Annotated in this window: 26 protein-coding genes; 3 read left to right on the top strand and 23 right to left on the bottom strand. The window is 63.1% G+C overall.

What is annotated here, in order from left to right:
• Positions 1-384 precede the first annotated feature (384 nt).
• On the top strand, positions 385-1,149 hold the full coding sequence (locus K675_RS0102515) for a hypothetical protein (RefSeq protein ID WP_080635297.1): 765 nt from the start codon (positions 385-387) through the stop codon (positions 1,147-1,149).
• Between the two features lie 251 nt (positions 1,150-1,400).
• Here K675_RS0102515 and K675_RS0102510 read toward each other — a convergent pair whose 3' ends face one another.
• On the bottom strand, positions 1,401-1,745 hold the full coding sequence (locus K675_RS0102510) for a YggL family protein (protein ID WP_017901935.1): 345 nt from the start codon (positions 1,743-1,745) through the stop codon (positions 1,401-1,403).
• A 231-nt stretch (positions 1,746-1,976) separates the two neighbouring features.
• On the opposite strand from K675_RS0102510, the gene dacB reads away from it, so the two are divergent.
• Positions 1,977-3,434, top strand: a complete 1,458-nt coding sequence (gene dacB / locus K675_RS0102505) for a D-alanyl-D-alanine carboxypeptidase/D-alanyl-D-alanine endopeptidase (protein ID WP_026144859.1) — start codon at positions 1,977-1,979, stop codon at positions 3,432-3,434.
• A 37-nt stretch (positions 3,435-3,471) separates the two neighbouring features.
• Here dacB and K675_RS0102500 read toward each other — a convergent pair whose 3' ends face one another.
• Positions 3,472-5,421 carry a sensor domain-containing diguanylate cyclase gene (locus K675_RS0102500; RefSeq protein WP_017901933.1) on the bottom strand — a complete coding sequence of 650 codons (1,950 nt, stop codon included), beginning with the start codon at positions 5,419-5,421 and terminating at the stop codon, positions 3,472-3,474.
• Positions 5,422-5,544: 123 nt separating this feature from the next.
• Complete coding sequence (rlmKL, locus tag K675_RS0102495) at positions 5,545-7,761, bottom strand: bifunctional 23S rRNA (guanine(2069)-N(7))-methyltransferase RlmK/23S rRNA (guanine(2445)-N(2))-methyltransferase RlmL (RefSeq protein ID WP_017901932.1); 2,217 nt, start codon at positions 7,759-7,761, stop codon at positions 5,545-5,547.
• Positions 7,762-8,381: 620 nt separating this feature from the next.
• Here rlmKL and rmf point away from each other — a divergent pair.
• The gene (gene rmf, locus K675_RS32015) at positions 8,382-8,597 is read left to right on the top strand and encodes a ribosome modulation factor (protein WP_010448881.1); all 216 of its coding nucleotides are present in this window, start codon (positions 8,382-8,384) and stop codon (positions 8,595-8,597) included.
• Positions 8,598-8,730: 133 nt separating this feature from the next.
• Here the strand turns inward: rmf and K675_RS0102490 are convergent, their stop codons facing one another.
• The 20 genes from K675_RS0102490 to K675_RS0102395 all read right to left on the bottom strand — a co-directional run.
• Entirely contained in the window at positions 8,731-9,753 is a 1,023-nt protein-coding gene (locus K675_RS0102490) for a quinone-dependent dihydroorotate dehydrogenase (RefSeq protein ID WP_017901931.1), read from the bottom strand.
• A 71-nt stretch (positions 9,754-9,824) separates the two neighbouring features.
• Positions 9,825-10,241 carry a hypothetical protein gene (locus K675_RS0102485; RefSeq protein ID WP_017901930.1) on the bottom strand — a complete coding sequence of 139 codons (417 nt, stop codon included), beginning with the start codon at positions 10,239-10,241 and terminating at the stop codon, positions 9,825-9,827.
• Positions 10,231-10,938: an HrpE/YscL family type III secretion apparatus protein gene (locus tag K675_RS0102480; RefSeq protein ID WP_026144857.1), complete on the bottom strand. Its 708-nt coding sequence runs from the start codon at positions 10,936-10,938 to the stop codon at positions 10,231-10,233. The genes K675_RS0102485 and K675_RS0102480 overlap by 11 nt, the downstream gene beginning before the upstream one ends.
• A complete protein-coding gene (locus K675_RS0102475) occupies positions 10,919-11,473 on the bottom strand; it encodes a hypothetical protein (RefSeq protein ID WP_017901928.1) in 555 nt (184 codons plus the stop codon). Before K675_RS0102475 ends, K675_RS0102480 begins: the two co-directional genes overlap by 20 nt.
• Positions 11,470-12,183, bottom strand: a complete 714-nt coding sequence (locus K675_RS0102470; protein WP_017901927.1) for an EscJ/YscJ/HrcJ family type III secretion inner membrane ring protein — start codon at positions 12,181-12,183, stop codon at positions 11,470-11,472. The genes K675_RS0102475 and K675_RS0102470 overlap by 4 nt, the downstream gene beginning before the upstream one ends.
• Entirely contained in the window at positions 12,180-12,488 is a 309-nt protein-coding gene (gene sctI / locus K675_RS0102465) for a type III secretion system inner rod subunit SctI (RefSeq protein WP_017901926.1), read from the bottom strand. Before sctI ends, K675_RS0102470 begins: the two co-directional genes overlap by 4 nt.
• A 53-nt stretch (positions 12,489-12,541) precedes the next feature.
• Positions 12,542-12,799 (bottom strand): type III secretion system needle filament subunit SctF, encoded by a 258-nt coding sequence (gene sctF / locus K675_RS0102460; RefSeq protein ID WP_017901925.1) that lies wholly within the window; start codon positions 12,797-12,799, stop codon positions 12,542-12,544.
• Between the two features lie 8 nt (positions 12,800-12,807).
• The gene (locus K675_RS0102455; RefSeq protein ID WP_232434392.1) at positions 12,808-13,959 is read right to left on the bottom strand and encodes a PrgH/EprH family type III secretion apparatus protein; all 1,152 of its coding nucleotides are present in this window, start codon (positions 13,957-13,959) and stop codon (positions 12,808-12,810) included.
• Between the two features lie 112 nt (positions 13,960-14,071).
• Positions 14,072-14,512: a transglycosylase SLT domain-containing protein gene (locus K675_RS0102450; RefSeq protein ID WP_017901923.1), complete on the bottom strand. Its 441-nt coding sequence runs from the start codon at positions 14,510-14,512 to the stop codon at positions 14,072-14,074.
• Positions 14,509-15,897 (bottom strand): winged helix-turn-helix domain-containing protein, encoded by a 1,389-nt coding sequence (locus tag K675_RS0102445; RefSeq protein WP_017901922.1) that lies wholly within the window; start codon positions 15,895-15,897, stop codon positions 14,509-14,511. Before K675_RS0102445 ends, K675_RS0102450 begins: the two co-directional genes overlap by 4 nt.
• Positions 15,898-16,104: 207 nt before the next feature.
• Complete coding sequence (locus K675_RS0102440) at positions 16,105-16,401, bottom strand: phosphopantetheine-binding protein (protein ID WP_017901921.1); 297 nt, start codon at positions 16,399-16,401, stop codon at positions 16,105-16,107.
• A gap of 88 nt (positions 16,402-16,489) precedes the next feature.
• Positions 16,490-17,503, bottom strand: a complete 1,014-nt coding sequence (locus tag K675_RS0102435; RefSeq protein WP_017901920.1) for an IpaD/SipD/SspD family type III secretion system needle tip protein — start codon at positions 17,501-17,503, stop codon at positions 16,490-16,492.
• Entirely contained in the window at positions 17,503-18,672 is a 1,170-nt protein-coding gene (locus tag K675_RS0102430; RefSeq protein ID WP_017901919.1) for a hypothetical protein, read from the bottom strand. Before K675_RS0102430 ends, K675_RS0102435 begins: the two co-directional genes overlap by 1 nt.
• Before the next feature lie 4 nt (positions 18,673-18,676).
• Positions 18,677-20,467: a type III secretion system translocon subunit SctE gene (sctE, locus tag K675_RS0102425; protein WP_017901918.1), complete on the bottom strand. Its 1,791-nt coding sequence runs from the start codon at positions 20,465-20,467 to the stop codon at positions 18,677-18,679.
• Positions 20,464-20,955 carry a type III secretion system translocator chaperone SicA gene (gene sicA / locus K675_RS0102420; RefSeq protein ID WP_017901917.1) on the bottom strand — a complete coding sequence of 164 codons (492 nt, stop codon included), beginning with the start codon at positions 20,953-20,955 and terminating at the stop codon, positions 20,464-20,466. Before sicA ends, sctE begins: the two co-directional genes overlap by 4 nt.
• Positions 20,956-21,067: 112 nt before the next feature.
• The gene (locus K675_RS0102415; RefSeq protein ID WP_017901916.1) at positions 21,068-22,102 is read right to left on the bottom strand and encodes an EscU/YscU/HrcU family type III secretion system export apparatus switch protein; all 1,035 of its coding nucleotides are present in this window, start codon (positions 22,100-22,102) and stop codon (positions 21,068-21,070) included.
• A gap of 1 nt (position 22,103) precedes the next feature.
• A complete protein-coding gene (sctT, locus tag K675_RS0102410) occupies positions 22,104-22,883 on the bottom strand; it encodes a type III secretion system export apparatus subunit SctT (RefSeq protein ID WP_017901915.1) in 780 nt (259 codons plus the stop codon).
• 7 nt (positions 22,884-22,890) lie between these two features.
• Positions 22,891-23,145, bottom strand: coding sequence for an EscS/YscS/HrcS family type III secretion system export apparatus protein (locus K675_RS0102405; protein WP_017901914.1), 255 nt, complete (start codon positions 23,143-23,145; stop codon positions 22,891-22,893).
• A gap of 10 nt (positions 23,146-23,155) precedes the next feature.
• Positions 23,156-23,815 (bottom strand): EscR/YscR/HrcR family type III secretion system export apparatus protein, encoded by a 660-nt coding sequence (locus tag K675_RS0102400; protein ID WP_017901913.1) that lies wholly within the window; start codon positions 23,813-23,815, stop codon positions 23,156-23,158.
• The coding region (locus tag K675_RS0102395; protein WP_017901912.1) for a FliM/FliN family flagellar motor switch protein at positions 23,805-24,279 on the bottom strand (475 nt) is incomplete at its 5' end. The genes K675_RS0102395 and K675_RS0102400, both read right to left, overlap by 11 nt.

Raw genomic sequence — 24,279 nt, 5'->3', positions numbered from 1 at the left:
GAAAGGGCGGTGTCCTAGGCCACTAGACGAAGGGGACACGCTACAACATTCACTCCCTGCCGCGTTTCGCTGTGAGCTTTACGCTGCAAGTGGCGCGCATTCTATGGATGGTTCGCAGGGTCGTCAACCCCCAAAGATAAATTTATTTAAATCAATGACTTCGACCCGGTTTGCGGCCCTTTTGGAGGCTCTCTCGCGTCCCGGGTTTGACGCCTGTATTCTGGCACTCGACAAGGCGCTATAGTCCGCCAGCCCAAATAATGGCAATGTGCACATATCTCTGCGGAAACACCCTGGCACCGTGCAGCACGTCATTCAACGCTATCAGCGATAACGCCAAGCCACTACACTGATTCTGCACTACACCTTGAAGAGGTCTTAACGGTGACACCACTCATGATCACCCTGCTGGTCGCAGCCGGGATCTTTCTCCTGATCGGCATCGGCTTCCTCAACCATATGGCCGAGAACAGCAAGCTGGAAAAGGCTCGCCTCAAGGTCGAACTCGGCGATCGCCTGCGTCGTTGCGGCGAACTCACCGAAACCTTCCCCGGCCAGTTCATGAGCCCCGGGCTCAAGCTGCTGCTGACGCGCCTGGAACTCAACGTCACCCAGCGTCTGCTGAACATGGAAAAGGGCAACGATCGCCTCAAGACCCGGATCGCCGAACTCAACGGCCTGATCGCCCAGGGCGAGTCGATCCCGATCAACAATCCAACCGCGCCGATCCAGACCGAAGCCAAGGCCAAGGACGTGCGTTTCCTGCTCGAAGCCATGCACAGCCAGATCACCCGCGCCGCACAGGAAGGCTTCCTGCCCGCCAACGAGGCCAAGCAATGGATTCGCGAGGTTCGCCATATCCTGGTGCTGCTGCATATCGAGTTCTTCAACAACCTCGGCCAGCAGGCCTTGCAACAGGAGCAGCCAGGGCAGGCGCGCCTGGCCTTCGAACGCGGTGCCCAGTATCTGCGCAAGCAACAGGAACCGGCGGTCTATGCCGAACAGCTGCAACTGATGGAAAAACTGCTGGCCCGGGCCAATGCCCTGGTACTGGAGACTTCCCAGCCGGCCGAGGATGACGTGAACGAGTTGACCCAGGGGCTCAAGGAAGTCGAGGCGGACTGGAAGAAGAAGGCGATCTACGACTGAGACTGGTTTATGGGGAGAATGGCCGCCGTTGGCGGTTCGTGGGCAAGCCCGGCTCTTACAGAAGTACGGTTGTGCTGGCAGCAGACCTTGTGGGAGCGGGAGCTATCCGCGAATGGGCTTTTTAAAGCCGGGCTCACCACTCTGGCCTCCCCCCATACGAGATAGAACCAGGTTCATGGTTCGACCGGCAAAAAAAACGGACACGCCGACGTGTCCGTTTTTTTATGTCTCGGGCTTGAGCCCGAGTCACATCAGGCTACCGGATTCAGCGGCTTTTCCGGGTACCAGACGTCCAGCAACGGGCTGACTTCGACCGAGGTCAGTTCGCTGCGGCCCTTGAGCCAGGCTTCAACGGCAGCGCGCTGCTCTTCGGAAACCGAGCCACGTTTGATCAGGCAGACCAGACCGAAGTCATCGCCACCGACATAGCCCAGGCCGTTGGCTTCCATGGCTTCCTTCAGGAAAGCGTCGAGGAACGCATCGATAGCCTGTTCGCTCAGGTCTTCTTTGAAATCCAGGTTCAGCTCGAAACCCAGCTCTTGAAACTCATCCACGCACAGTTTTTTGCGCAGACGCCGGGAACGGTTGGTCGCCATGAAACAATCCTCAAAAGTAATTACGGGCGGCACTTTAACAGTTTAAGGATGCAATTGCCCGGATCAGTGCACGACACCGACCGAACGGCAGGAAAAATTCGCGCAAACGCCGTGACCGACTAGCCCCCACGAGCACCAGCCTGATGCATAATGCCGTCACTTTCATGACCATTGAGGGCTTTTTTACCACGCCCTCGTATTTTTTCCCTCGGCTGTAGGGCTTTATTGCACATGATCAAATCTTTACGCCCATTGGTACTCGCCAGTTTTCTGCTGCCCCTGGCACTCCCCGCTTACGCCGCTCCCGTCAACACCACCCTGTCCCCCAAAGTCCAACAAGCGATCAAGGCCAACAAGCTGCAGGACAGTGCCCTGTCGCTGGTCACGCTGCCGCTCGACGGCCCCGGCACACCCACCGTGTTCAACGCCGACGTGTCGGTGAATCCGGCCTCGACCATGAAGCTGATCACCACCTACTCCGCCCTGGAAATGCTCGGCCCCAATCACCAGTGGAAAACCGAGTTCTACACCGACGGCACCCTGAGCGACGGCATTCTCAACGGCAACCTGTACCTCAAGGGCGGCGGCGACCCAAAGCTGAACATGGAAAAACTCTGGCTGCTGATGCGCGACCTGCGGGCCAACGGCGTGACCCAGGTGACCGGCGACCTGGTGCTCGACCGCAGTTTCTTCGTGCCACCGCAACAACTGCCGGAGTTCGACGACGACGGTAACGACGAAAACCGGCCGTTCCTGGTCAAGCCCGATGCCCTGCTGGTCAACCTCAAGGCGCTGCGCTTCGTGGCCCGCAACGACTCGGGCAAGGTACTGGTGTCGGTCGAGCCGCCGATCGCCAGCATTCATATCGACAACCAGGTCAAGGTGATCAACGCCAAGCAGTGCAGTGGCGATGTGCGCTACAACCCGGTGGCCCAGGCGGACGGCTCGACCACCGTCACCGTCAGCGGCCAGTTGGCCGAGGGCTGCAGCTCGCAGACCTACCTGTCGCTGCTCGATCACCCGACCTACACCGCCGGTGCCGTACGCGCCATCTGGCAGGAACTGGGCGGCAGCATCCAGGGCAAGGATCGTCAGGGCGTGGTGCCCAAGGACGCCAAGGTCCTGGCCCGCGCCTTCTCGCCGGACCTGACGGAAATCATCCGCGACATCAACAAGTACAGTAACAACACCATGGCCCAGCAGTTGTTCCTCAGCCTGGGCGCGAAGTTCCGCAACGATGCCGACGGCGACGATGCCAAGGCCGCCCAGCGGGTCATCCGCCAGTGGCTGGCGCAGAAAGGCATCACCGCCCCGCACCTGGTGATGGAAAACGGTTCCGGCCTGTCCCGCGCCGAGCGGGTCAGTGCCCGGGAAATGGCCAGCATGCTGCAGGCCGCCTGGAAAAGCCCCTATGCCGCGGAGTTCATCAGTTCGCTGCCGATCACCGGCATGGACGGCACCATGCGCAAGCGCCTGAAACACACGGCGATGTCGGGCGAGGCGCATATCAAGACCGGCACGCTGAATACCGTACGGGCGATTGCCGGCTTCAGCCGCGACAGCAATGGCACGACCTGGGCGGTGGTGGCGATTCTCAACGATCCGAAGCCCTGGGGCGCCTCGGCGATACTGGACCAGGTCCTGCTCGACCTGTATCGCCAGCCGCGGCCGGCCCGGTCTGACGACTGATCTCCAGCCTCGAAACGGTGGCGCGGCGACTGAAGCCTCAGTCCTGCGCCACCATCACCCGGTCGCGGCCGTTCTGCTTGGCCAGGTACACACCCGAGTCCGCCCGCAGCAACAGGGCATCGGCCCCTTCCCCCGCCCGCCAACTGGCGATACCGAAACTGGCCGTTACCTGGCCAACCCGCTCGAATGGTGTGGCGCGCAGCCCCAGCCACAGTTCCAGCGCCAGGGTCTCGGCCTGTTCGGCATCGGTATTGGGGCACAGCACCATGAACTCCTCTCCCCCCAGGCGACAGAACACATCGGTGCGCCGCAGGCGATGATTGACCCGCTGGCACAGTTCCTTGAGCACCCGATCGCCCTCGGCATGGCCGTACTGATCGTTGATGCACTTGAAGTGATCGATATCGAGCATGATCACCGCCAAGTGGCCGGCCCCACGCTGAACCCGTGCCAGCTCGGCCCGCAGCCGCTCCTGGAAGTAGCGCCGGTTGTAGATGCCGGTCAGGGAATCGGTGACCGACAACGCCCGCAGCTCTTCCTCGACCCGCTTGAGATCGGAAATGTCCGAGAGGTAGCCGTGCCAGAGCACAGCCCCGCCGGGCAGGCGCTCGGGCGTGGCCTCGCCCCGTAACCAGCGCAGGCCGCGAGTCGGCAGCAATACACGGAACTCCTCGCGCCAGGGGCTGAGTTGCGCCGCAGAAACCTGGATCGAAGCCCGCAACGGCCCCTGGTCATCCGGATGCACCCGATCGAACGCCGGCTCGGCATTTTCCTGCAGGCGCTGGACATCGACCTCGAACGTATCCCCGGTACCGGCGCTGGCATAGACGAAATGCGCACTGCCATCGGGGTTGAGCTGGTACTGATAGATGCTGCCGGGCACGTTCGCACTGAGCTTTTCCAACAGCAGGTCGCGCCCGCGCAACTGCGCGGTGCGCTGCTCCACCAGGCGCAAGGCACGCTGGCGCTGGCTGACCAGGTTGTACAGCAGTGCGCTGAGCAGCACACTGAGGAGTGCGCCCAGCACTCCCAGGCTGGTCACCGACGAATGATTGGCCTGCATGAAGGCCTCACTGGGGTGAATGATCACCTGGTAATCGCGATCGGCCAGCCGCAACAGGCGTACGGCCACCAGGGCACTCTCCACCGGTGGATTGAGCGACTGGTACAACACCTCGTGCTCGCCTTCGGCCGACAGGTCGAGGATGCGCACCGACAGATTGTCGAGGTTCTGCTCCGGCAGGCCATCTGCCAGCAGTTGGCGCATGCTGATCACTGCCAGCACGTAACCGAGGGGCCCCGGTTGCGGTTGCCCGACGGTGGCAGACATGACCACCGGTGCCACCAGCAACGCGCCACGGTCATAGCCCGGCTCGACGCCCACCAGGTTCAACGGCGGCGAAACAGCCATCAAGCCCGAATCCCGGGCCCGCTCCAGGGTCTGCCGACGCAGAGGTTGCGCCAGCAGATCGAGGCCCAGCGGCGAACCGAGCGAACTCTGCGTCTCGCTGTAGAGCACCGGCACGTACTCGTCCCGTACGCTCGCCACGCGCAGGTGTCCCTGGGCATCGAGTTCACGAATGGAAAAACCCGCGAAGCCCTCGGCACGGATCCGCCGCTCGAACAGCGCCCGCGCGCGGCCGCCAACCCGTGGCGCCCAGGCATAGGCCTGGGTACGCAGCAGCAACGGCCGGGCGTAACCGGCGAATTCACGGCGGGAAACCACGTCGGAATTGACGAAAAAGCGTCGCAGGCTGTCGAGCCGCTGAGCCTGATCACCGAAGCGCTCCTCGATGCGACTGAAACGCTCACTGGCCAACAGCTCGAAACGCTGCTGCAACTGGCGCTCATAGAGCCCGCGGGTCCCCACCGCCAGCAGCAGCGTCAGCAGCCCACCGCCGAGCAGGACCAGCACGGCGACCAGCCATGCAGAGGCATCCTCGCTGATAAAGCCAAGAATCCTGGGGCGTACGGCATGCGACGACATAGGCGACAACTCATCACGCCGGCGTGTTTACATCACTTTGGCTTCGACTGAGTTATAGCTATTAGCCAGTAGATTAGCCAGCCCCGGAGCCCGGAAAAACCGGACTCCGAGGCTTCCGACGGATCAGCGGGCGGTGATTTTCCAGGCGCGGTGGATCCTGCTGTTGCGGGCAAAGTCCGGGGCTACGGTCTGGCTGCTGATTTCCTCGACGGCGTAGCGCGCGCTGACGTTCTCTTCCAGCTGGAACTTGCGGAAGTTGTTGGAGAAGTACAGCACGCCTCCGGGCGCGAGGCGGGCCATGGCCAGGTCGAGCAACTGCACGTGGTCACGCTGGACGTCGAACACGCCCTCCATGCGCTTGGAGTTGGAGAAGGTCGGCGGGTCGATGAAGATCAGGTCGAACTCGTCGCGGTTGCCTTCGAGCCAGGCCATCACGTCGCCCTGCTCCAGGCGGTTCTTGTCGGAGAAACCATTCAGCGACAGGTTGCGTCGGGCCCAATCCAGGTAGGTTTTCGACAGGTCGACACTGGTGGTGGTACGCGCCCCGCCCTTGGCCGCGTGCACGCTGGCGGTCGCGGTGTAGCAGAACAGGTTGAGGAAACGCTTGCCGGCGGCTTCCTTCTGGATGCGCAAGCGCATGGGCCGGTGGTCGAGGAACAGCCCGGTGTCGAGGTAGTCGGTCAGGTTGACCAACAGCTTCACCCCACCTTCATTGACCTCGAGGAACTTGCCCTGGGCGCTCTGGCGCTCGTACTGGCGGGTACCGCTCTGGCGCTCGCGGCGCTTGATGATCACCCGGCTCTTGTCGACATTCAGCGCCTGGGGAATCGCCGCCAGGGCATCGAACAGGCGGGCCTGGGCCTTTTCCGGGTCGACCGACTTGGGCGCGGCATATTCCTGGACGTGAACCCAGTCGTGGTACAGGTCGATCGCCAGGGAGTATTCCGGCATGTCGGCGTCATAGACCCGGTAGCAGTCCACGCCTTCGCGCTTGGCCCACTTGCCCAGTTGCTTGAGATTCTTCTGCAGGCGGTTGGCGAACATCTGCCCGCCTTCGCTCAGGCGTGCCGGCTCGGTGGCCGGCGCCGCGATGCCGGCTTCGTCACCGGCTTCAGCCAGTTCACGCTCGAACTGGCGTTGCTCGGCAGTACGGCGCTCGCCGGTGACGAACTGATCCGGGCGCACCTTGATCAGCAACAGCTTGCACGGCAGCGCACCGTTCCAGAAGGCGTACTGCTTGTGGCTGCGGATGCCCATGCGCTTGCCCAGGTCCGGGGCGCCGGTGAACACCGCCGCTTCCCAGTTCAGGCAGGCCTGGCGCAGGCGTTCGCCGAGGTTCTGGTAGAGATAGAGCAGGCTCGCCTCGTCGCCCAGGCGCTCGCCGTACGGTGGGTTGCAGATCACCAGGCCTTTCTGGTTCTGGTCCGGGCGCGGCTCGAAGGTGCCGACCTCGCCCTGGTAGATCTTGACCCAGTCGCTCAGGCCGGCCCGCTCGACGTTGTTGCGCCCCGGCTGAATCAACCGTGGATCGGCCTCGTAACCACGAATCCACAGCGGCGGCTTGGCCAGGCCCGCTTCGGCACGCGCCTCGGCTTCAGCATGAACCTTTTTCCATACCGCCGGCACATGGCCCAGCCAGGCATCGAAGCCCCAGTGGACCCGATTGAGGTTCGGCGCGATATCGGCCGCGATCATTGCCGCCTCCACCAGGAAGGTACCGACGCCACACATCGGGTCGGCCAGGGCGCCCCCTTCGGCGGCGATACGCGGCCAGCCGGCACGGATCAGCACCGCCGCCGCAAGGTTTTCCTTGAGCGGCGCCGCGCCCTGCTGCAGACGATAGCCACGCTGGTGCAGGCTGTGCCCGGACAGGTCGAGGGAGAGGATCGCTTCGCCACGATCGAGGCGCAGGTGAATGCGCAGGTCCGGGCTGACCTTGTCGATGCTCGGACGCGCGCCAGCCGGGGTGCGCAGCTTGTCGACGATGGCGTCCTTGACCTTGAGGGCCCCGAAGTGGCTGTTGTCGATACCCGAACCGTGACCGCTGAACTCCACCGCCAGGCTGCCATCAGCCAGCATGTGGTCCTGCCAGTCGACATCGAGCACGCCGTGATAGAGGTCTTCGGCGTTTTTCATCGGGAAACGCTTGAGCACCAGCAACACCCGGTTGGCCAACCGAGACCAGAGACACAGCCGGTAGGCGGTCTCCATGGTGGCCTGGCCGCGAATGGCCGAGGTGTGCTCGCGCGCCTCCTCAAGGCCAAGCCCGACGGCTTCCTCAAGGAGCAGGCCTTCGAGACCTTTGGGGCAAGTGAGGAAGAGTTCGTAACGATCCGACATGGGAATTCCAGGGCCTTGAGCAGTCAATGAACGGACGACGCATCGCCCGCTCGGTTTCGATCGAGCACTTTTCTCGAAGAGTGCTCGTGTGGCGCACCATTGCGCCGTTCCACCCCGGCTGATGCCATTGCCCGGTCACTTGAAGAAAGCACGGGATAAATGGAATTGGACGCCGGAGCAGTTCAATCTTTCCGTAACAAAAAGTCACATCGTGACCCTTCGTCGAATAATACCTGAGCACAACAGGTCGGTATTCGCCATGGCGAATTAAACCCATTGTTCATGCAAGGGCTGATGATAGCTGGATTTTCTGCCGCAAGCCGAGCAAAAGGCCAGCCGAGCTTATGGCCCTAACACTCATATCGTTACGTCCTTATGACAAAACGATCATTCACACGCTTCTACGCATTGGTTAGAAATCAACTCAGGTTGACGTCGCATTGGCGTCAACATCCCGCTCCAGACGAAACTCGCCGATAACGCGTGCGGGTCGTTTCGTACGGAGCGGAGCTCGCCACGCCGGCAGCGGGCACCAAGCAGATGCAGAGCAATGCATTCTGCCCGGCCTCGAGAAGAGGCCGACGGGACATATAACAGTCAACCAGTGAGGGCAACACCCTATGAGAAGACTCAAGCGTGATCCGTTGGAAAGAGCGTTTTTACGCGGATATCAGTACGGCGTTAACGGCAAATCCCGTGAGCTTTGCCCCTTTACTCTACCGTCGGTGCGCCAAGCCTGGATCAACGGCTGGCGCGAAGGACGTGGCGACAACTGGGACGGTATGACCGGCACCGCGGGCATCCACAGACTCAACGAACTTCACGCTGTCGGCTGATCAGGGCACATTCCGACACTACAATTCGAGCATGACGATTCAATCAAGCGCGCCCCATCCGGGCGGCGGGCTTCGGCCCAGGGGCTCCAGGTGGAGCCCTTTTTAATGTCCGCGATTCGCCGCCTTTGCAGCCTCAGCGACGATAGGCCGCAATGGCATCCACCGATTCGCGGATCAACGCCGGGCCCTTGTAGATGAAGCCCGAATACAACTGCACCAGGCTCGCGCCGGCGGCGATCTTCTCGGCCGCGTGCTCACCCTCGGTGATCCCGCCCGCCGCAATGATCGGCAGACGCCCGGCCAACTCCGCTGCGAGCACCTTGACCGTATGGGTGCTCTTCTCACGAACCGGCGCACCGGACAGCCCCCCGGCCTCGTCACCGTGAACCAGGCCCTCGACACCGACCCGGCTCAGGGTGGTGTTGGTGGCGATCACCGCGTCCATGCCCGACTCCAACAGGGCCCGGGCCACCAGCACGGTTTCCTCGTCGGTCATGTCCGGGGCGATCTTGATCGCCAGGGGCACGTGCTTGCCATGTTGCGCGGCCAACTCCTGTTGGCGCTTGTGCAGGGCTTCGAGCAACTGCTTGAGCGAATCACCGAACTGCAGGCTGCGCAGCCCCGGGGTATTGGGCGAACTGACGTTGACCGTGACATAGCTGGCGTGGGTGTAGACCTTGTCGAGGCAGATCAGGTAGTCGTCGACCGCCCGTTCCACCGGGGTATCGAAGTTCTTGCCGATATTGATGCCGAGGATGCCGCTGTAGCGCGAGGCACGAACGCGGGCCAGCAGGTTGTCCACCCCCAGGTTGTTGAAGCCCATGCGGTTGATGATCGCCTCGGCCTCGGGCAGGCGGAAGATCCTGGGCTTCGGGTTGCCCGGCTGTGGCCGCGGGGTCACCGTGCCGATCTCGACGAAGCCGAAACCCAGCTGGGAGAAACCGTCGATGGCCGCGCCGTTCTTGTCCAGGCCCGCGGCCAGGCCCACCGGGTTGGGGAAGTTCAGCCCCATCACGGTCACCGGGCTCGCAACCGGCGCCTTGCACAGCAGGCCGTTGAGTCCCAGGCGACCGCCCGCACCGATCAGGTCCAGGGACAAATCGTGGGAAGTTTCCGGGGAAAGTTTGAACAACAGCTGGCGGGCCAGGTTATACATGGGCGGGCATGACTCGGATGGCGGCGAATTGAACCTGTGATTATAGCCGGGCAGCCCCCCGACAAGCGAGGTCACCAGTCCGCGTTTTCCCAACTATCCTCGCCCGGTGGCTGGAATATCTCGTGCATGTACTGATTGATGAACAGGCTCGCGCCAAACAGTCGGGTCATCACCTCGCGCATCTCCCGTTCCTGTGCCGAGCCCGCCAGGCCTTCCTCCCTGAATCGCGCCAGAACCTGCCCGACCACCTTCATCTGTTCATCAAGGGTGTGATAGTCCGGCCGGCCTTCGGCACTGCTGCGATAACCGCTGATGAATCGCACGATCGTCGCCCCACCCGCCCCCGCCAGCTCCAGCAAGTGCCGGTAGAAATCCTCGAAGCCCGGTCCAGGCGGCTGCGCGACGGCCAGGCGCTGCTCCAGGGAGATCACCGGATCGGCGGCCGCGACCGGGTTCGGCGAGACGCCCTCACCGTTTTCAATCCGCATCATCGGCTCCAGTGGGTGGCGGCATGCCGGCTCCGGTAAAGCTCGAGACCAGTCGCGCCAAGGTTTGCCGCGCCCGCTCATCCAGCTCGCGCACACTGTCGGGCAGCCCCGCCAGGCGGTTCAGCAAGCGCGGTGCCAGTTGTTCCCGGGCAGCTTCAAGCTCGAACTCGAACAGTTGCTCACCCAGACGGACCACATGCCGCTCCTGATCCGCGAACTCGAACTTGACCGATTGCACTCCCAGACCCTCCAGTTGTTCGCGCAAGACCGCGACCCGTCCTCGATAGCGCAAGGGCAACAGCACCTGCAAGGTCATCCGCGTCGCATCGGCCTGTTCCGCCAGCCAATGTTCGAGCATCTCGTCGAACCAGCGCGGGTCGTCCAGCAGATGCTTCAGCAATTGCCGGACCGCCTCGGCCATCTGTTCGTGCAACTGGTCGGCCAGACGCTGGGACTCGCACAACCCCCTGGCCAGATCGACCGCCACCTGCATCACGCCTTCGCCATACCCCTCGGCGAAGGCCGCAGCCTGGATGGCCTCGGCCTGGCTGTGGGCCTCATCGAGCAGGTCACGGGCCCGGCGCCGGGCCTCGAGCTCCAACGCCCGGCAACGACGGACCGTCGCCAGCTCCTGGCGGGTGATGTGTACCGCGTCGCCCGCTAGCACCCCGTCAAGGCTACGAATGCTGTCGAGCATGCTGTACCGCCAGAAAAAACAGCACGTGATCGGGCGGCGGAACCGGCAGGCGAGCCTGCCAGGCGACCACCGCCTCGCTGAACATCAGCACCAGTCGCTCGCGCAGCGCCACCGGCAGCGCCTCGTCGAATGCCAGCAGGTGGGCCAGCCCCACGCCATCCACCTGTTCCAGCAACGGAGAGTCGGCGCACAACTCCCAGCTCAGCCGGGAACCGATGGCACAGTGGGCGAAGTCTCGCACCTGGGCAGACAACAGGCCCATCCGCGCACCTCGCGCCAGTGACGGCCACAGGCGTTGCGCGCCCATCAACCGGGCGATCTGCGGCAATTGCCGCCATTGACGAATCCAGAGGCGGGTGAAGGCGCCCGGCGTGGGCAATGACATCGGCAACTGCAGCCCTTCCAGCAGAATGCGATTGAGCGCCTGTCGTGCCGGTTCCCCCATGCAAGCCTCGGGCAGTGGGAGGCGCCCGCTGGCCAGATAGTCCAGCGGCTGCCAGAGAATCTGCCGCTGGCATTCATCCAGCCCGTTCATGGCCGCACCTGCCGGGTCCGCGCATGGTAGAACCAGCCGGCGGCGGCCAGCAGCCCCACGACCGCGAGCAGGATCACCGCGGCAATCCACGAGGCGCTGCCCGGCGGCTCGGCGGGGGTGGGCGCCATATGCTGAATAGGCCCCCGCCGGCTGAGCACCACGGAAATGTGCTCGTACTCCAGCGCCGCGAAACTGTTCTTCAACAGTCGCTTGATATCGCTGATCAACAGCCCGGGCTCGACGTCACGCTCATGCACCGCCAGTGCCGACAGGTGCACGGGCGGCGCCTTGCGCCCGCCGTCCCCGGCATCCAGGTCGTAGCTGACGTGAACCCGGGCCGAAACCACCCCTTCGAGCAGGCTCAGGGACTGCTCCAGGCGCTGTTCCAGGGCCGAGTAGAGCCGGGCCTTTTCCGCCCTGGGCGAGGCGACCAGCGAGTCGGCGGGAAACAGCTCGGCCACCTCCAGCCGCGGCCTGGAGGGCAACGAGTAGAGACTGAGCAGGTCCACCGCCGCCGGGAAATCCATCTGGGCCACCCTGATGCTGTAGCCGGCCTTGCCGTTTTCATGCTTGACCACGCCGATGTTGTTGCGCTGCAGCACTGCCACCACTTCGTTGGCCTGCTGCTGGTCGAGACCTTCGAGCAACGCCGGCTGGCGACAACCCGCCAGGCACAGGCACAACAGCACCAGGCACGCCCAGGATTTCATGACGAGCGCAGCAGGGTTTCTGCCGTCCCCACGGCCTTGCGTACCAGAATATTGAGCAGGTTGACATCGACGGTGTGCTGCGCAAGTTGCTCCTGCAGTTGGGCCAGTTTTTCCGGATGGGTGACATCCGGGCCGGTCATGATCCTCTGGATACTCTCGACCCGTTGCGCCGAGTCCACCGCGGCACCGGCAAAGGCCTCGATCAGGCGTGCCTCCAGAGACACCGGCGAGCTTTGCGCAGGGCTGCGCAGCTCGACCAGCGCCACCTGCTCAAGCAGGCCGACGCTCGGAATTGAATAGGACATGACATCCCTCGCAAGGGCCGGTGTCCGACACCGGCCGGATGGGTAATGGAAGGTCAACGCGCCGCCTGGATAGTCGACATGTCGATATCCTTGAAGCCCTTGATGGTGTTGGTCTGGACATTGCGGAACACGGTGTAGGAGGAAAAGGCCGTCTGGTAGGCGGCCAGCAGGCCGGGGTCCGACGGGTTGTCCTTGAGCTCCGTCAACGCCTTGTCCAGTATTTCCTTGAGTTGCTTGGCGCCGTCCTCGAAGGCCTGCGCCTGTTTGCCCAGGAAGTCTTCAGGAAACTCGATCGGTCTTGGGATACTCATCCATCACCTCACTTGTGTTGCGTCGTTGGAAAATGCCAGGACGAATGACCCGTCTTGATATAGCCCTCAGGGCCTGCCTGAAACGAGTGTCCCTTGAACGGATCGTCGCGAAGCTCGATATCGAAGCGCACGCCACGGTTGCCCCAGCGCCGGTAAAACCCGTCGACAAAGCGCCGGGCCTCTTCGCGCTCGGCATCACGCAGATCGCCGGCAACCTTGAACAGGGTGCCTTCACCCTGGCCGATCTGTTCGAACGGCAGCCCAAGTTGCTCCAGGCCGCGGGCCGCCAGGGTGGCGAGCAGGTGTTCATCCCGCGCCTCGAAGTCCACCTGTTGCACGTAGGCGGCCTCACCGAACAGCAGCCGTGAGACCTGCTGCCGCAGTTCGGCATCGGGCCGCCCGCCAGCGCCATGCAGCACCCGCACGCTGGCCGGTTGCGACAGGTCGACCCGTAGCACCTTCAACGCCGGCAGCCGCTCGACCAGCAACGACTCCAGGCGTCGCCCCTCATCGAGCACATCCAGCACCCTGCCGGGAATGCGCTGTCGCATCAGTACCTGGCGACTCCAATCCGCATCGTGTTCCGAAGTCACAAAGACATAGACCCGCCCATCCCTTCCCTGCTGGACGCTGGGCACCTCGCGGGTGCCGGCAAGCAGTGCGGCGATATCCGCCCGGGAGCTTTCCATCGGCAACGACGAAACGGCCGCGCAGACTGCCAACAGGATGAACAGCAATACGGTGACGACCACCCTCTTGAGCAACGGCCGCACATCACGAGCGGCTTTCATCGGCTCGCTCGGCAGCACCGCGTCAAACAGCCCCGGCGCCCAGGGCTCGCCTTCGGGCCGTAGCGCGATGAGCAATTCGCCGATCCGCTCATTGCGCTGGAACACCACCTCGCGCAGCTCGACCTCGTCACCGAGGATGCGCAGCCTGGCCTCTTGCGGGCCGAGCAGAACCTCGAAGTTGCAACCGCGCCGCTCGAGTGGAACGAAGATCGCCTCATCGGGTACGGCAGCGACCAGGCCATCGTCACCGAGCAGGTCGGCGGCACCGACGATGAACAGCGTGCGGCTGTTGCAGAGCCTGAACTCGCACCCTTGCAGCAGACCACTGCCCACTCTCAGTACGCAGGGTAAAAAGGGGTTATCCGACATCACCACCCTCTTCGATAGCGAAAGCGTCGAAGGATGTTAGCCAGGCCCGGTTGGCCGATCCTGATCACTGCATCGCTGCGCCTGGAATATTCCGATCAGAATCGCGCCCCGCTCACGGCACCAATACCCGATAGAAACGCCACACCTTGCGCGCATAACGCGCACGCGCGCCCTGGCGATCCTCGGCGCTCCCGGCGTTGTAGGCACCCACGGCAGCCCAGCCATAGCCATGGTGCTCGATGAAGCGCGCCAGGATCGCGGCGCCGACCCACACGCTCAGGCAAGGTTCATCGAGCAGGCGCTGCTCGGTAATACCCTGTTCTGACAGTCGCGGCAGGTGCAGGCTGTTGATCTGCATCAGGCCGATATCTCGGCTGCCATCCGGGTTGTGGTTCATCGCCTGCGGGCGCAGGCCGCTCTCCACATGGGCAATGGCGAACAACAGCTCCGGTTCGATGCCATGGCCGCGTCCGGCGCTCTCCCAGCAGAAGGCCGGCACCGAGCCCGCCCACAACAGCAGCAGCCAGACAATACGCCGGTATCTGCGGCTCATGCCCGGCGTGACTGGTGCGCTGTGGCCGAATCCGCAGGCGCCACCAACTGCGTACACCGGGCCAGAATGGCAGCGTATTGCTCACGCAGCACCGGATGTTCATCGACCTGTTCCTCCAGCACTTCACGGGTCATGGCGAGCGCTGCCCGGGGATCATGGGCAAGAGCGATGCGGATACGCATCAACTGGGCGGGAATCGAGGCGGGATCCTGGCGCAGCGCCGAATCCAGGCACTCCAGCGCCCGTTCGTCGCGGCCGCCCACCCAGTGGTGCCAGGCATGCAGGTAATGGATGTCGGCCCGCTCGCTGCCCAGCAGGCAACGCTGGAACAGCACCTGGGCGGCATCGTCACAACCTTGCAGGCTGGTGACCAGCGCCAACCGGGCCAACGCCTCGCGGTTGCCCGGTTCCAGTTGCAGGGCCCGGGCCACCGCCTCGCGCGCCTTGTCCAGGGCACTCGGCTGGTCGAGCAGCCCCAACTGCGACAGCGCCAGATATGCATCGGCCACCCCCCACCAGGGCGGAACGTAAGTCGCATCCATCTGCAGGCACTGGCGAAAATACAGCAGGGCCTCCCGCACGCTCCGCGGGGTGTGCCGTTGCAAACCGTACATGCCCTTGAGAAAGGCCAGGGCCAGGGGGTAGGAGGAACAGCCGTCGACGGCGGGACGCACCTCGGGCAAGTGACGAGCCACCAGCGATACCATCGCCCCGAGCACCTCCTCACTCGTACCCTTGACGAGCATGGGCCCATGCACCAGGTAATGACCGTGGCCCCGGATCAACTCCACCGACAGTTGCAAGCGATCACCCAGGATCTGAAAGCGCCCGCTCAGGTAGTAGTCGGGCGCCAACTGCTCCATCAGTTGCCGGGTATCGACCGCACCTGGCCCTGGTAGCGTCAAGGCCGCCGGAAGAATCCTCAGCGTACCGTCGAAGGCCGTTTTCAGTTGGCGAATGGTCGCCTCCTGCAGATTCGACGCCGCCAGTTCGTCCGCCTGGCGAAACGGCAACACCGCCAGCGAGGGCCCCGTCGGGTAGTCACCGGGAGACGGCGCCAGCGAGGCCACAGCCGCGGTAAAGCGGTAGCCCTTGCCATAAACGGTGGCGATATGGCCGCGCCCCGGCCCGAGCAGTTTGCGCAGGGCGTAGATACAGCGCGTCAAGGACTCCTCGGCGGCATCGCTGCCGGCCCACACGCAGTCCAGCAGATGGTCCTTGGTGACCAGCCGGCCCGCGCTACCGAGCAGCAGCTGCAGGACATGCAATTCCTTGGGCGGCAGATGAACGGCCTTTCCATTTCGCAGCAGCACCCCATCGCCTTGCAGTAGCCACTCGCCGAACGCGAACGATTGTTTCAGGAAGTTATCAGTGGCAAGGCCCATATCAAGCTTGAAACCTCTATGCAGATGGACTGACATTCAAAAACGACCCCGAACAACCCAGGCTCGTCACGAGGAACCAAACGACTATAGAAACTTGACCCACAACAATCCGTAGGACATTTCTCCGCATAAACAGGAAAAACACTACAAGCTTTGAATATTCAAAAAACTTCATGCAGCTGTGGATAGGTAGCAACAGAAAAGTCCTTACGAAGCGTCGACAACTTCCGCAGTTCTGCGTCGCTGCCGAGTATTTCCTACAAGCCGACAGACATCCGCGATGGTGCGCCAGCCGGCCACACCGCTGTCGGGCAAATCGATCTCGAAGGCCTCGTTGAGCAGTATCGCCAGCTCGATGATGCCCATCGAGTTCAGGTACAGGTCCTCGATAAGCCGCGATTCGAGCAGGATCCTTCTTCGCTCCAGCTGAAAATGGCCCGCCAGCAATACCATGACCTGTTGCTCGATGAAGTGCTCGCAGTGACCTGGTTTCAGATAGCTCATCGGTTGTTTCTCCAGGGCAGGACGAAGCCGACGGTGCATTCCGCGGGCTTCGTCTTCGAGAAGGTGTGAAGGGATTCAGGCAGGTGGATCAGGTGTGGGCCATGCCCTTGAGCATGTCCGCGAACTGGTTGATGTGGTTGGACAGGACCTTGATGAAGTTGTCATGGGTCGAGTTGGCGCTGGAATACTTCTGCGTGAACTCCTGGAGCTTGTTCTTCAGCCGTTCACCCTGGGCATTGAAGCCGGTCTGCCAGGACTGGAAGAGCGCGCTGTCCCACGTCACCGAATCACCGGCTGGCAGGTCCCGCAGCATCTGTTTCAGCGGGCCGGTGTCGAGCATGACGGAAAAATTCCCGTTGCCATCGTCTTTCAGGATGTCCGGATTGGTAGGGTCCAGGCCCAGCGTACTGCACCACTGCTGCGCCGCCTCCTTGTCCGTGGTGGACCTTTCCGGAGGTTTGGGAAACAACACGCCGCTTGGCTTGTCAGGATTCTGCGGATCAAAGGGTTCGACCTTGCTGAACGCATCGATCAGCTTTTCCAAGGCAGCTTTCAATTGCTTCACATTCAGCGTGATTTCCTTGCCTTCGTTGGTCGCTTCCATCCAGTCCTTCATCTTCGAGGTGATCTCGCGGTTGAACGCATCGAAAAAGGCCGAGTACTGCTGGACGACATTCTTGTAGACGTCCAGATAGCTGCCGCCGATCAGGTTGATCAGCTCGATCAGCTTGTCGAAAAACGCCGGTGTCTGCCCCGCCTTGCCTTCGGCCTGCGTGCGGACCTCGCCTGGAAGAGCGCCGTTGACTTCATTGATGATCGACCGTTGCCCGATCACGATCTCGTCGTTGCCCTCGATGATGCCGATGGAGAGTTCATCGAGTAATTTCAGGCGCTGCTCCAGCACCTTCTGCGTGTAGTCGCGCCGGTCCCCGTGGGCGTCGAGCAGCCGCTGCAGCTGACTCTGGACGGCCTTCAGCGCGACATCCAACGGGGCCTTGGACCCACAGGGCAAGGCGGCGGTTTCAGGAACCTGCTCCTCTGGCGTGGCCGGACGCCGGGCCAAGTCCCAGTTCGAGGTGAACCGGATGTTCGAGATATCCATCAGGCACGCACCAGAGCATCGATAATGCTGCTTTGCGACTGATTGATCTGATCGAGGATCTCCATCAGCTTCTGCAACAACGCCGCATCCCTGGTATCGACCTGCCCCTGCTCTTCCGCGAGGTTTTTCTGCACATTCTGGTTGCTCTGCTGCAGCACCCCGCGTTCATTCTGGGCGATCTCCTCGAGGCGGATGGATGCACTCACCACATTGCTGACGACCGAGGACACCGAGCTCATGCTGTTGCCGATCGCGGCCAACTGATCCGGCCGGCGCGATGCCAACTGACTCAACCATTGCGCGCTCTTCTGTCGCTGGCCGGCGTCAATGATCTGCTCCTTCAACCAGGTTCGATGCTTTTGCCGTTCGTCAGGTTTGAGCGCACTCAGTTTCTCCGAGTCCTGCAGTTGCTTGCGCAGGTCGGCCTTGTATTGACCGGCATTCAGTGCAACGAGCTTGTTATCGACAATATCGGCCTGCCGGCCCTGAAAGCTCTTGATCGAGAGGACCAGACCGCCTCCGGACAAGGCACCGGCGGCCATCGCCATACCGAGGCTGGAGTAAAGACTGGCATTGCCACCTTCACGAATCGCCTTGCCTTGCTCCACTGCGGCATTGGCGGACATCACGCTGAAGTGTCCGCGCAACTGGGCATTGGCCACCCGGGCGATATTGAAGGCGATGATCGCCGTCAGCAGCACGCCAACATGCTTTTCCCAGACCCGGGGATCGAAGCCCGATGACTCAAGCTCCTCATCGCCGGACTGCCGGACGACCTCATTCACCAGAAAGTCCAGGCTGGTGTCGCAGAGCCCACTGATATCGCTCAGGCGGGTCAGTTCCTCATTGCCAAGCCGACCGATCAGGCTGGCGAGATCGGCAACGTCGAATGAGCCGAGCTTGCGCAGTTCCCTGAGCTGCTGCTCATCCATAGGCTCGAGCAGCGTCGCCAGCTCGGCATCAGTGAAACCGTGGATCGCCAGGGGCCCTCTGAGCACCTCCGGGGTGTCCGCATGGGCGCAGGAGACCTGGCTGTCGAGCTTGCGCTGCAGCAACGCACCATCGAGGACCGACTTCACCGATGGCGATGGCGGCCTACCGACGGACTCGTGAGGGCCAACCTCGCCGCTCACCGGCTGCTGCAGCGATACATTGGAAATTCCGTGCATGGGACTACCTCCGTTCAAGGCTGATATTGCGGGCCACCTGAAGCGCGGCACCGTGATCCTGTTGCGCCCTGGCCATGAAGCGCTTCATCTGCTCGTCATTGTTCTCGATCAACCGGGCGAAGGTCTCCAGCGCCTCCTCCAGGTAGCCTCCCAGCGCATCGACGATGGCCATGCTGACGCGAATGTCGGCCAGGTGCTCGGCGCCCTGCTTCTGGTGGATGCCATTCTTGATCTGCAGCCCCGACTGGGTGGCGGTTCCCACCGTCTGGACCGTTGCCAGGAGCAGTTCGAGACGGTTCTTCAACTGGCTGATCGCGACCTCATCGGTGGACGAGGCCACCAGGCCACGCAACTGCTCCGCCAGGCTGGCCAGGCTCTTGCCGAGACTGCCGATGCCGCGCTTGAGCAATTCCGGCACCACTTTGGAGAACACGTCGCCGAGCTTTTCCATGACCTTCTTCATCACCGCACCCAGCACCGGCCCCGCAGCCTGGACACCCACCACTGCGGCGGCGATGACCGTGACCACGGCGGCGATGGCACCCATGATCGAGCCGATGATTTTCGCCTTGTCCTCGGGAACGCCCATCGCCATCAGGACCTGGCTGTACATGTCCGCCATGAGCTTGACCAGTTTCTGGAACACCTCCATCACCGGTTTCATGGCCTTATCCATGAAGGAGTTGCCCGTCGCTTCCTTGACGATCATGTCCGACAGCGAGGCCAGCACGCCGACAATGCCAACCGCCGCGGCGACCAGCGCACCGGCGGCGGGGGCTGCCGCGCCCAGGGTGGCGACAGTGCTGACCACCGCCACCACCGCACTGATGGCCATGACCAGCCAGCCGAGGATCTTGCCGATGCAGCCCATCGCCTTCTGGGCCGCCTCGGCCTTGCGCACTTCCTCCTGATACTCCTCGGACTTGATCCGCATGAACTCCTGTCGGGCCACCTGCATGGTGAGGAACAGTTCCTGGTCGGCCTGCAACTGCTGGTCGGCCGCATCCCCCAGCAGCTCGATCAGCTTCGCCATCGCCAAGGTCAGGGCCCCTGCGGCGTTCAGGTGTTGCTGGCCCAGTTCGTCACCGATGGGACGCCCGGCCGCCTTGTCCCGGACCTGCCGGGCCAACCCCTCGGCCTTGATGGCCGCCAGCTTGGCGGTGCCAAGCCGTTGCACATGAGCATCCGCGGCCTGCTGGAAACCCTGTTGCAGGCTGCCGACCGTGGCCCTGGCCTGGTCGCGCCTGGCCTTCGCCGCGGCATACTCCGGCGACGAAGGGCTCAGCGACGCGAGGTGCGACTCGGCCCTCTCCAGTTCACCCTGGGCCTGCTCGAGCCGGGCCTTCAACCCCTCCAGCCGCTCCTGGCTGCTGTCGACCTCGCCCTGGGCCGCGACCAACTCGGCCAGCGCCTCGGCATAATCGGCGGACAGCCGCTGCAACGCCTGCTGGGACGCATGCGCCATCGAGCGCAGCATGGACAGGCGGTTTTTCAGGCTCTCCAGACTGCTGTTACCCAGCAACTCGACCAGTGAGGCGATCAACCGGACGAACTCGCCTTCGGCGTTCAGGTGGTCTTCACCCGCGCGTGGTGGCGGGGGTTGCAGACGCGGCCGAGCATCGCTCCTGGCACCACCTTCGGCCTTGTAGTCCACCGACTCCAGGCCCGCCAGCAGCTCGTGGTTGAGCCGCTGGAACTCATCGGTCCTGGCCGCCTTGCGGGCGGCCTCGGCGTAGGGGGTTGCGTCAGGAACAACCTGGGATCTGCCACCCGGGACCCCATTGATTTCTGTCATTGCTGATCCTCCGTTGCTCGGCTATCGATATGACTCAAGGCATCCAGGTAGACCTGGGCCTGCCTGCGCAAATCGTCGTGGGTGACCCGTTCCAGCACGTACTCGAAACACAGTTTGGCCTTGCCGCCCTGTCCGAGGGCGAGCTGGCACTGGCCGGTGTAGAACATCGGACGGTAGTCGTCCTTGCCCTGGGCAAAGGCCACGGCATACAGCTCGATCGCCTTCTGATGGTTGTTCCTGAGTTGATGCACCGCCGCCAGCCCCATCCAGTACTGGCTGTTGTAGAAGTCGTAAATGCACAGGAAGTGGAAAAACTTCTCCGCGTCATCCAGTCGCCCCTGTTCGTAGAACTCGTAGGCGTAGGCATAAAGACTGTCCATCTGCTCATCGCTGATCCCGCGCACATCCTTGAGCGGCATGCCTTCCAGGACGGCCTGCACCGCCTCGAAAGCCATCTGTTCGTCCTCTTGCCTGTCTTTGCGACTCATCGACCACACTCCTGAAGATGGCGCCTGCCTGATTGACGCCTGCATTGAGCCAAAAACCCCGCCGCCCCACCGCCAAAATGCGCTCATGGCCACCTGGCCAGGCGCGGCCGGCTCAGGCCTGCTCGACCTGTTCGAGCCAGACCAGCAGGCGCAGCACCTCCTCGATTTCCTGCAGCTTGATGAAGCTGTAGCGCTGGTGAGTGCGGTAGATCCGTCGGGCCAGGCGGATATCGCTGACCACCGCAATCCCCACTTCCCGGGCATAGGCGCGCACCGCCAGGGCACGCTGGTTGGTCTCGATCACGCTGACCAGGGGGATAAAACTGAGGTCCGGGCGGAAATAGATGCCGATGGCGATATGGGTCGGGTTGGCAACGATGACCCGCGAGCCACGGATATCCGAGCGGACCTGCTCGGAAAGCAATTCCAGGTGCAGGTTGCGGCGCTTGTGCTTGATCTGCGGGTCGCCCTCCTGCTCCTTGTGCTCGCGCTTGACCGAGTGCAGGTCCATCTTCAGGTCCTTGATGTACAGCCAGTACTCGCACAGGGCATCGAGCAGCACGATCAACAGCGCGCAGACCAGGAACGTCAGCAGCAGGCTCAGCAGCATCCGCCCCCAGGCCGGGAACAGCTCGGCGGGCTCGGCGAACAGCTGGGCGAACAGCAACTGCCGCTCCAGATGCCAGACCGCCCACAGCGCCACGCCGAAGCTGCCGAGGTAGAGCACGGCCTTGACGGTGTCCTTGAGCGTGCGCAGGCTGAACAGTTTCTTGAAGCCGTTGATCGGATTGAGCGCATCCAGGTTCAACTTGAGGGCCTCGAAGGCCAGGACGAAACCACTCTGCAACAAGGCCGGCAATGCGCTGCTCAACACGCACACCAGTGACAGCGGCAGGATGCACAGCAACCCCAGCCTGAGCAGTTGCGCGGTATAGCGTTGCCTGTCATCGGCAAGGCCGGCGGCGATGATCCGCCGATAGACCTCCATGACGTCCAGCAGGGACACGCCGAACACCAGGAACAGGATCGCGCACAACATCATGCAACTGATCACCAGATCCTTGGCCTTGAAGGTCTGGCCCTTGCGCGCCGAATCGCGCAGGCGCTTGGTCGTGGGCTTTTCGGTTTTCGAGGCGCTGTCGGACATGTCACGGCCGCCCTGTCGTGCCCAGATGCGCCGCCAGCTTGTCCAGGGACTGCCCCAGACGCAGCACCTCATCCGGCAGATAGCCACCGAAGTACAGCATCAGCACCGCCAGCGCCACCAGGCCCTTGACCGTCAGCGAGACGGAAAAGGCGTTCATCTGCGGCGCATAGCGCGACAGCAGCCCCAGCAGCACCTCGCAGATCAGCAGGCTGGCGACCACCGGTGCGCTGATGACCAGGATCTTGCCGAGCAGGCCATCGAGCAGCACCTGCAACCGCGACAGGTCGATCTCGCAGTCGTGGCCCGGCGCGCACAACTGGTAGCTGCGGGCAAGGGTCTCGACCATCAGTTGCAGGCCACCGCCTTCGAGGTAGATCACCGTGGCGAACAACTGCAGGAAGTTCGACAGTTCCGAGGTGTCCACGCCATTGGCCGGGTCGACCGTGCTGCCGAGCATCGCCCCGCGCTGGTTGTCGATCAGACTGCCCATGCCATGCAGCACCCAGAACGGCCAGCACAACAGGCAACCGAGCAGGATGCCGATCCCGACCTCGCCGATCAACAGGCCGGCGAACGCCAGCGTGTCCAGTGCCGGCAAGGCGATGCCGGCGCTCGGCCAGAACCCCAGCGCGACCAGCACCAGCACCGCCTGGCGCGACGCACCGGTCAGCACCCCGCTGTTGAGAAACGGCAGCATGAAGAAGATCGGCGCCCAGCGCGCCGAGGCCACCAGCGCTGCCGCCAGCCAGGCGTGAAGGTCGAAAAACAGCGCCACCGACACGCGACCGTCAACCCAGCGCCAGGCGCATGACTTCCCGACTGAACGCCAGCAGCGTCTCGCCGTACCAGCCCGACAGCAGGAACAGGCAGGCCGAGACCGCCAGCAGTTTGAGCGCGAACGGCAGGGTCTGCTCCTGCAACTGGGTGACGGTCTGGATCAGCCCGACCACCAGGCCCACCACGGTGGCGGCAATGATCGGCCAGGCGACCATCAGCAGGATCAGGTACAGGGTCTTGTTGCCGGCATACACCAGGTCGTTCATCCGTCCGCGCTCATTCCGGCAACATCAGGTATTGCCCGACCAGCCCGGTGGACAACAGGGCCCAACCGTCGAGCGCGACGAACAGCACCAGCTTGATCGGTACCGAGATGATCATCGGACTCATCATCATCATGCCCAGCGCCAGCAGGATGCTGGAGATCACCAGGTCGACGATGACGAAGGGCAGGTAGAGATAGAAACCGATCTTGAAGGCGCTCTTGATTTCGCTCAGCGCGTAGGCCGGCAGCAGGGCGAACAGCGAGGGTTCGCCTGGCGCTTCGGCGATCGGCGCCTCGTCCGCCGTACCGGCCTGCTGGGCGCGCTCGAAAAAAAATGCCAGCTGCGGGTCGGTGTAGCGACGCAGGTAATCCTTGTAGCCGCCCAGGCCGTTCTCGCTGAACTCGACCAGTGACTCGACGCTGTCGAAGCGCACCTGGTTGTCCCGGTAATAGGCATAACCCTGCTGCACCACCGGGCTCATGACGAACACCGCCAGCAACAGCGCGATCGCGTTGAGGCTGATGTTCGACGGCACCTGCTGCAAGCCCAGCGCATTGCGCACGATCACGAACACGATGGAGAACTTCAGATAGCAGGTCCCCGCCGCCACCAGGAACGGCAGCAGCGAGGCGAACGCCAGCAGCGCGATCAGCGAAACGTCATTGCTCATCGGCGCACTCCCGACGGATCTGCCGCAGTTCCACTCCCAGGCCCCCGCCCAACCGCACCAGTTCGCCGCAGGCGAGTGCCCGGCCATTGGCGCGGATCTCGATATCGCCCAGCACCGACGGTTCCAGCGCCAGCACCTGGCCCTCGACCAGCGCCGCCAGTTCGGCCAGGCTGACGTGCCGCTCGTGCAGTACGAACTCCAGACGCACGGGCAGGCTTCCCAGTGCCGCGCAGGGCTCGGCTGGCGGTGTATCAGGGATGTTGGATGACAGGGTCATGTGCAGGCCTTGTTCGATAAGGGTGAACTCGCCGACCGGCTGGTCCGCGAGCTGCCAATGCCGGGTCAACCGGCTGATTCGCAATACATCGCCGCACACGAGCGTGGGCAGCGCGGCGGACGGCAGACGGCTGTAGCCGAGCGTCGCCCGCAGGCAGTGCGGCAGGTTCCGCAGCCACGGGCTGTAA

Source organism: Pseudomonas fuscovaginae SE-1 (genome assembly GCF_000364705.1).
GTDB lineage: Bacteria > Pseudomonadota > Gammaproteobacteria > Pseudomonadales > Pseudomonadaceae > Aquipseudomonas > Aquipseudomonas fuscovaginae_A.
Note: the sequence above shows the minus strand (reverse complement) of the source record. Positions and strands in the feature narration are given on the sequence as shown.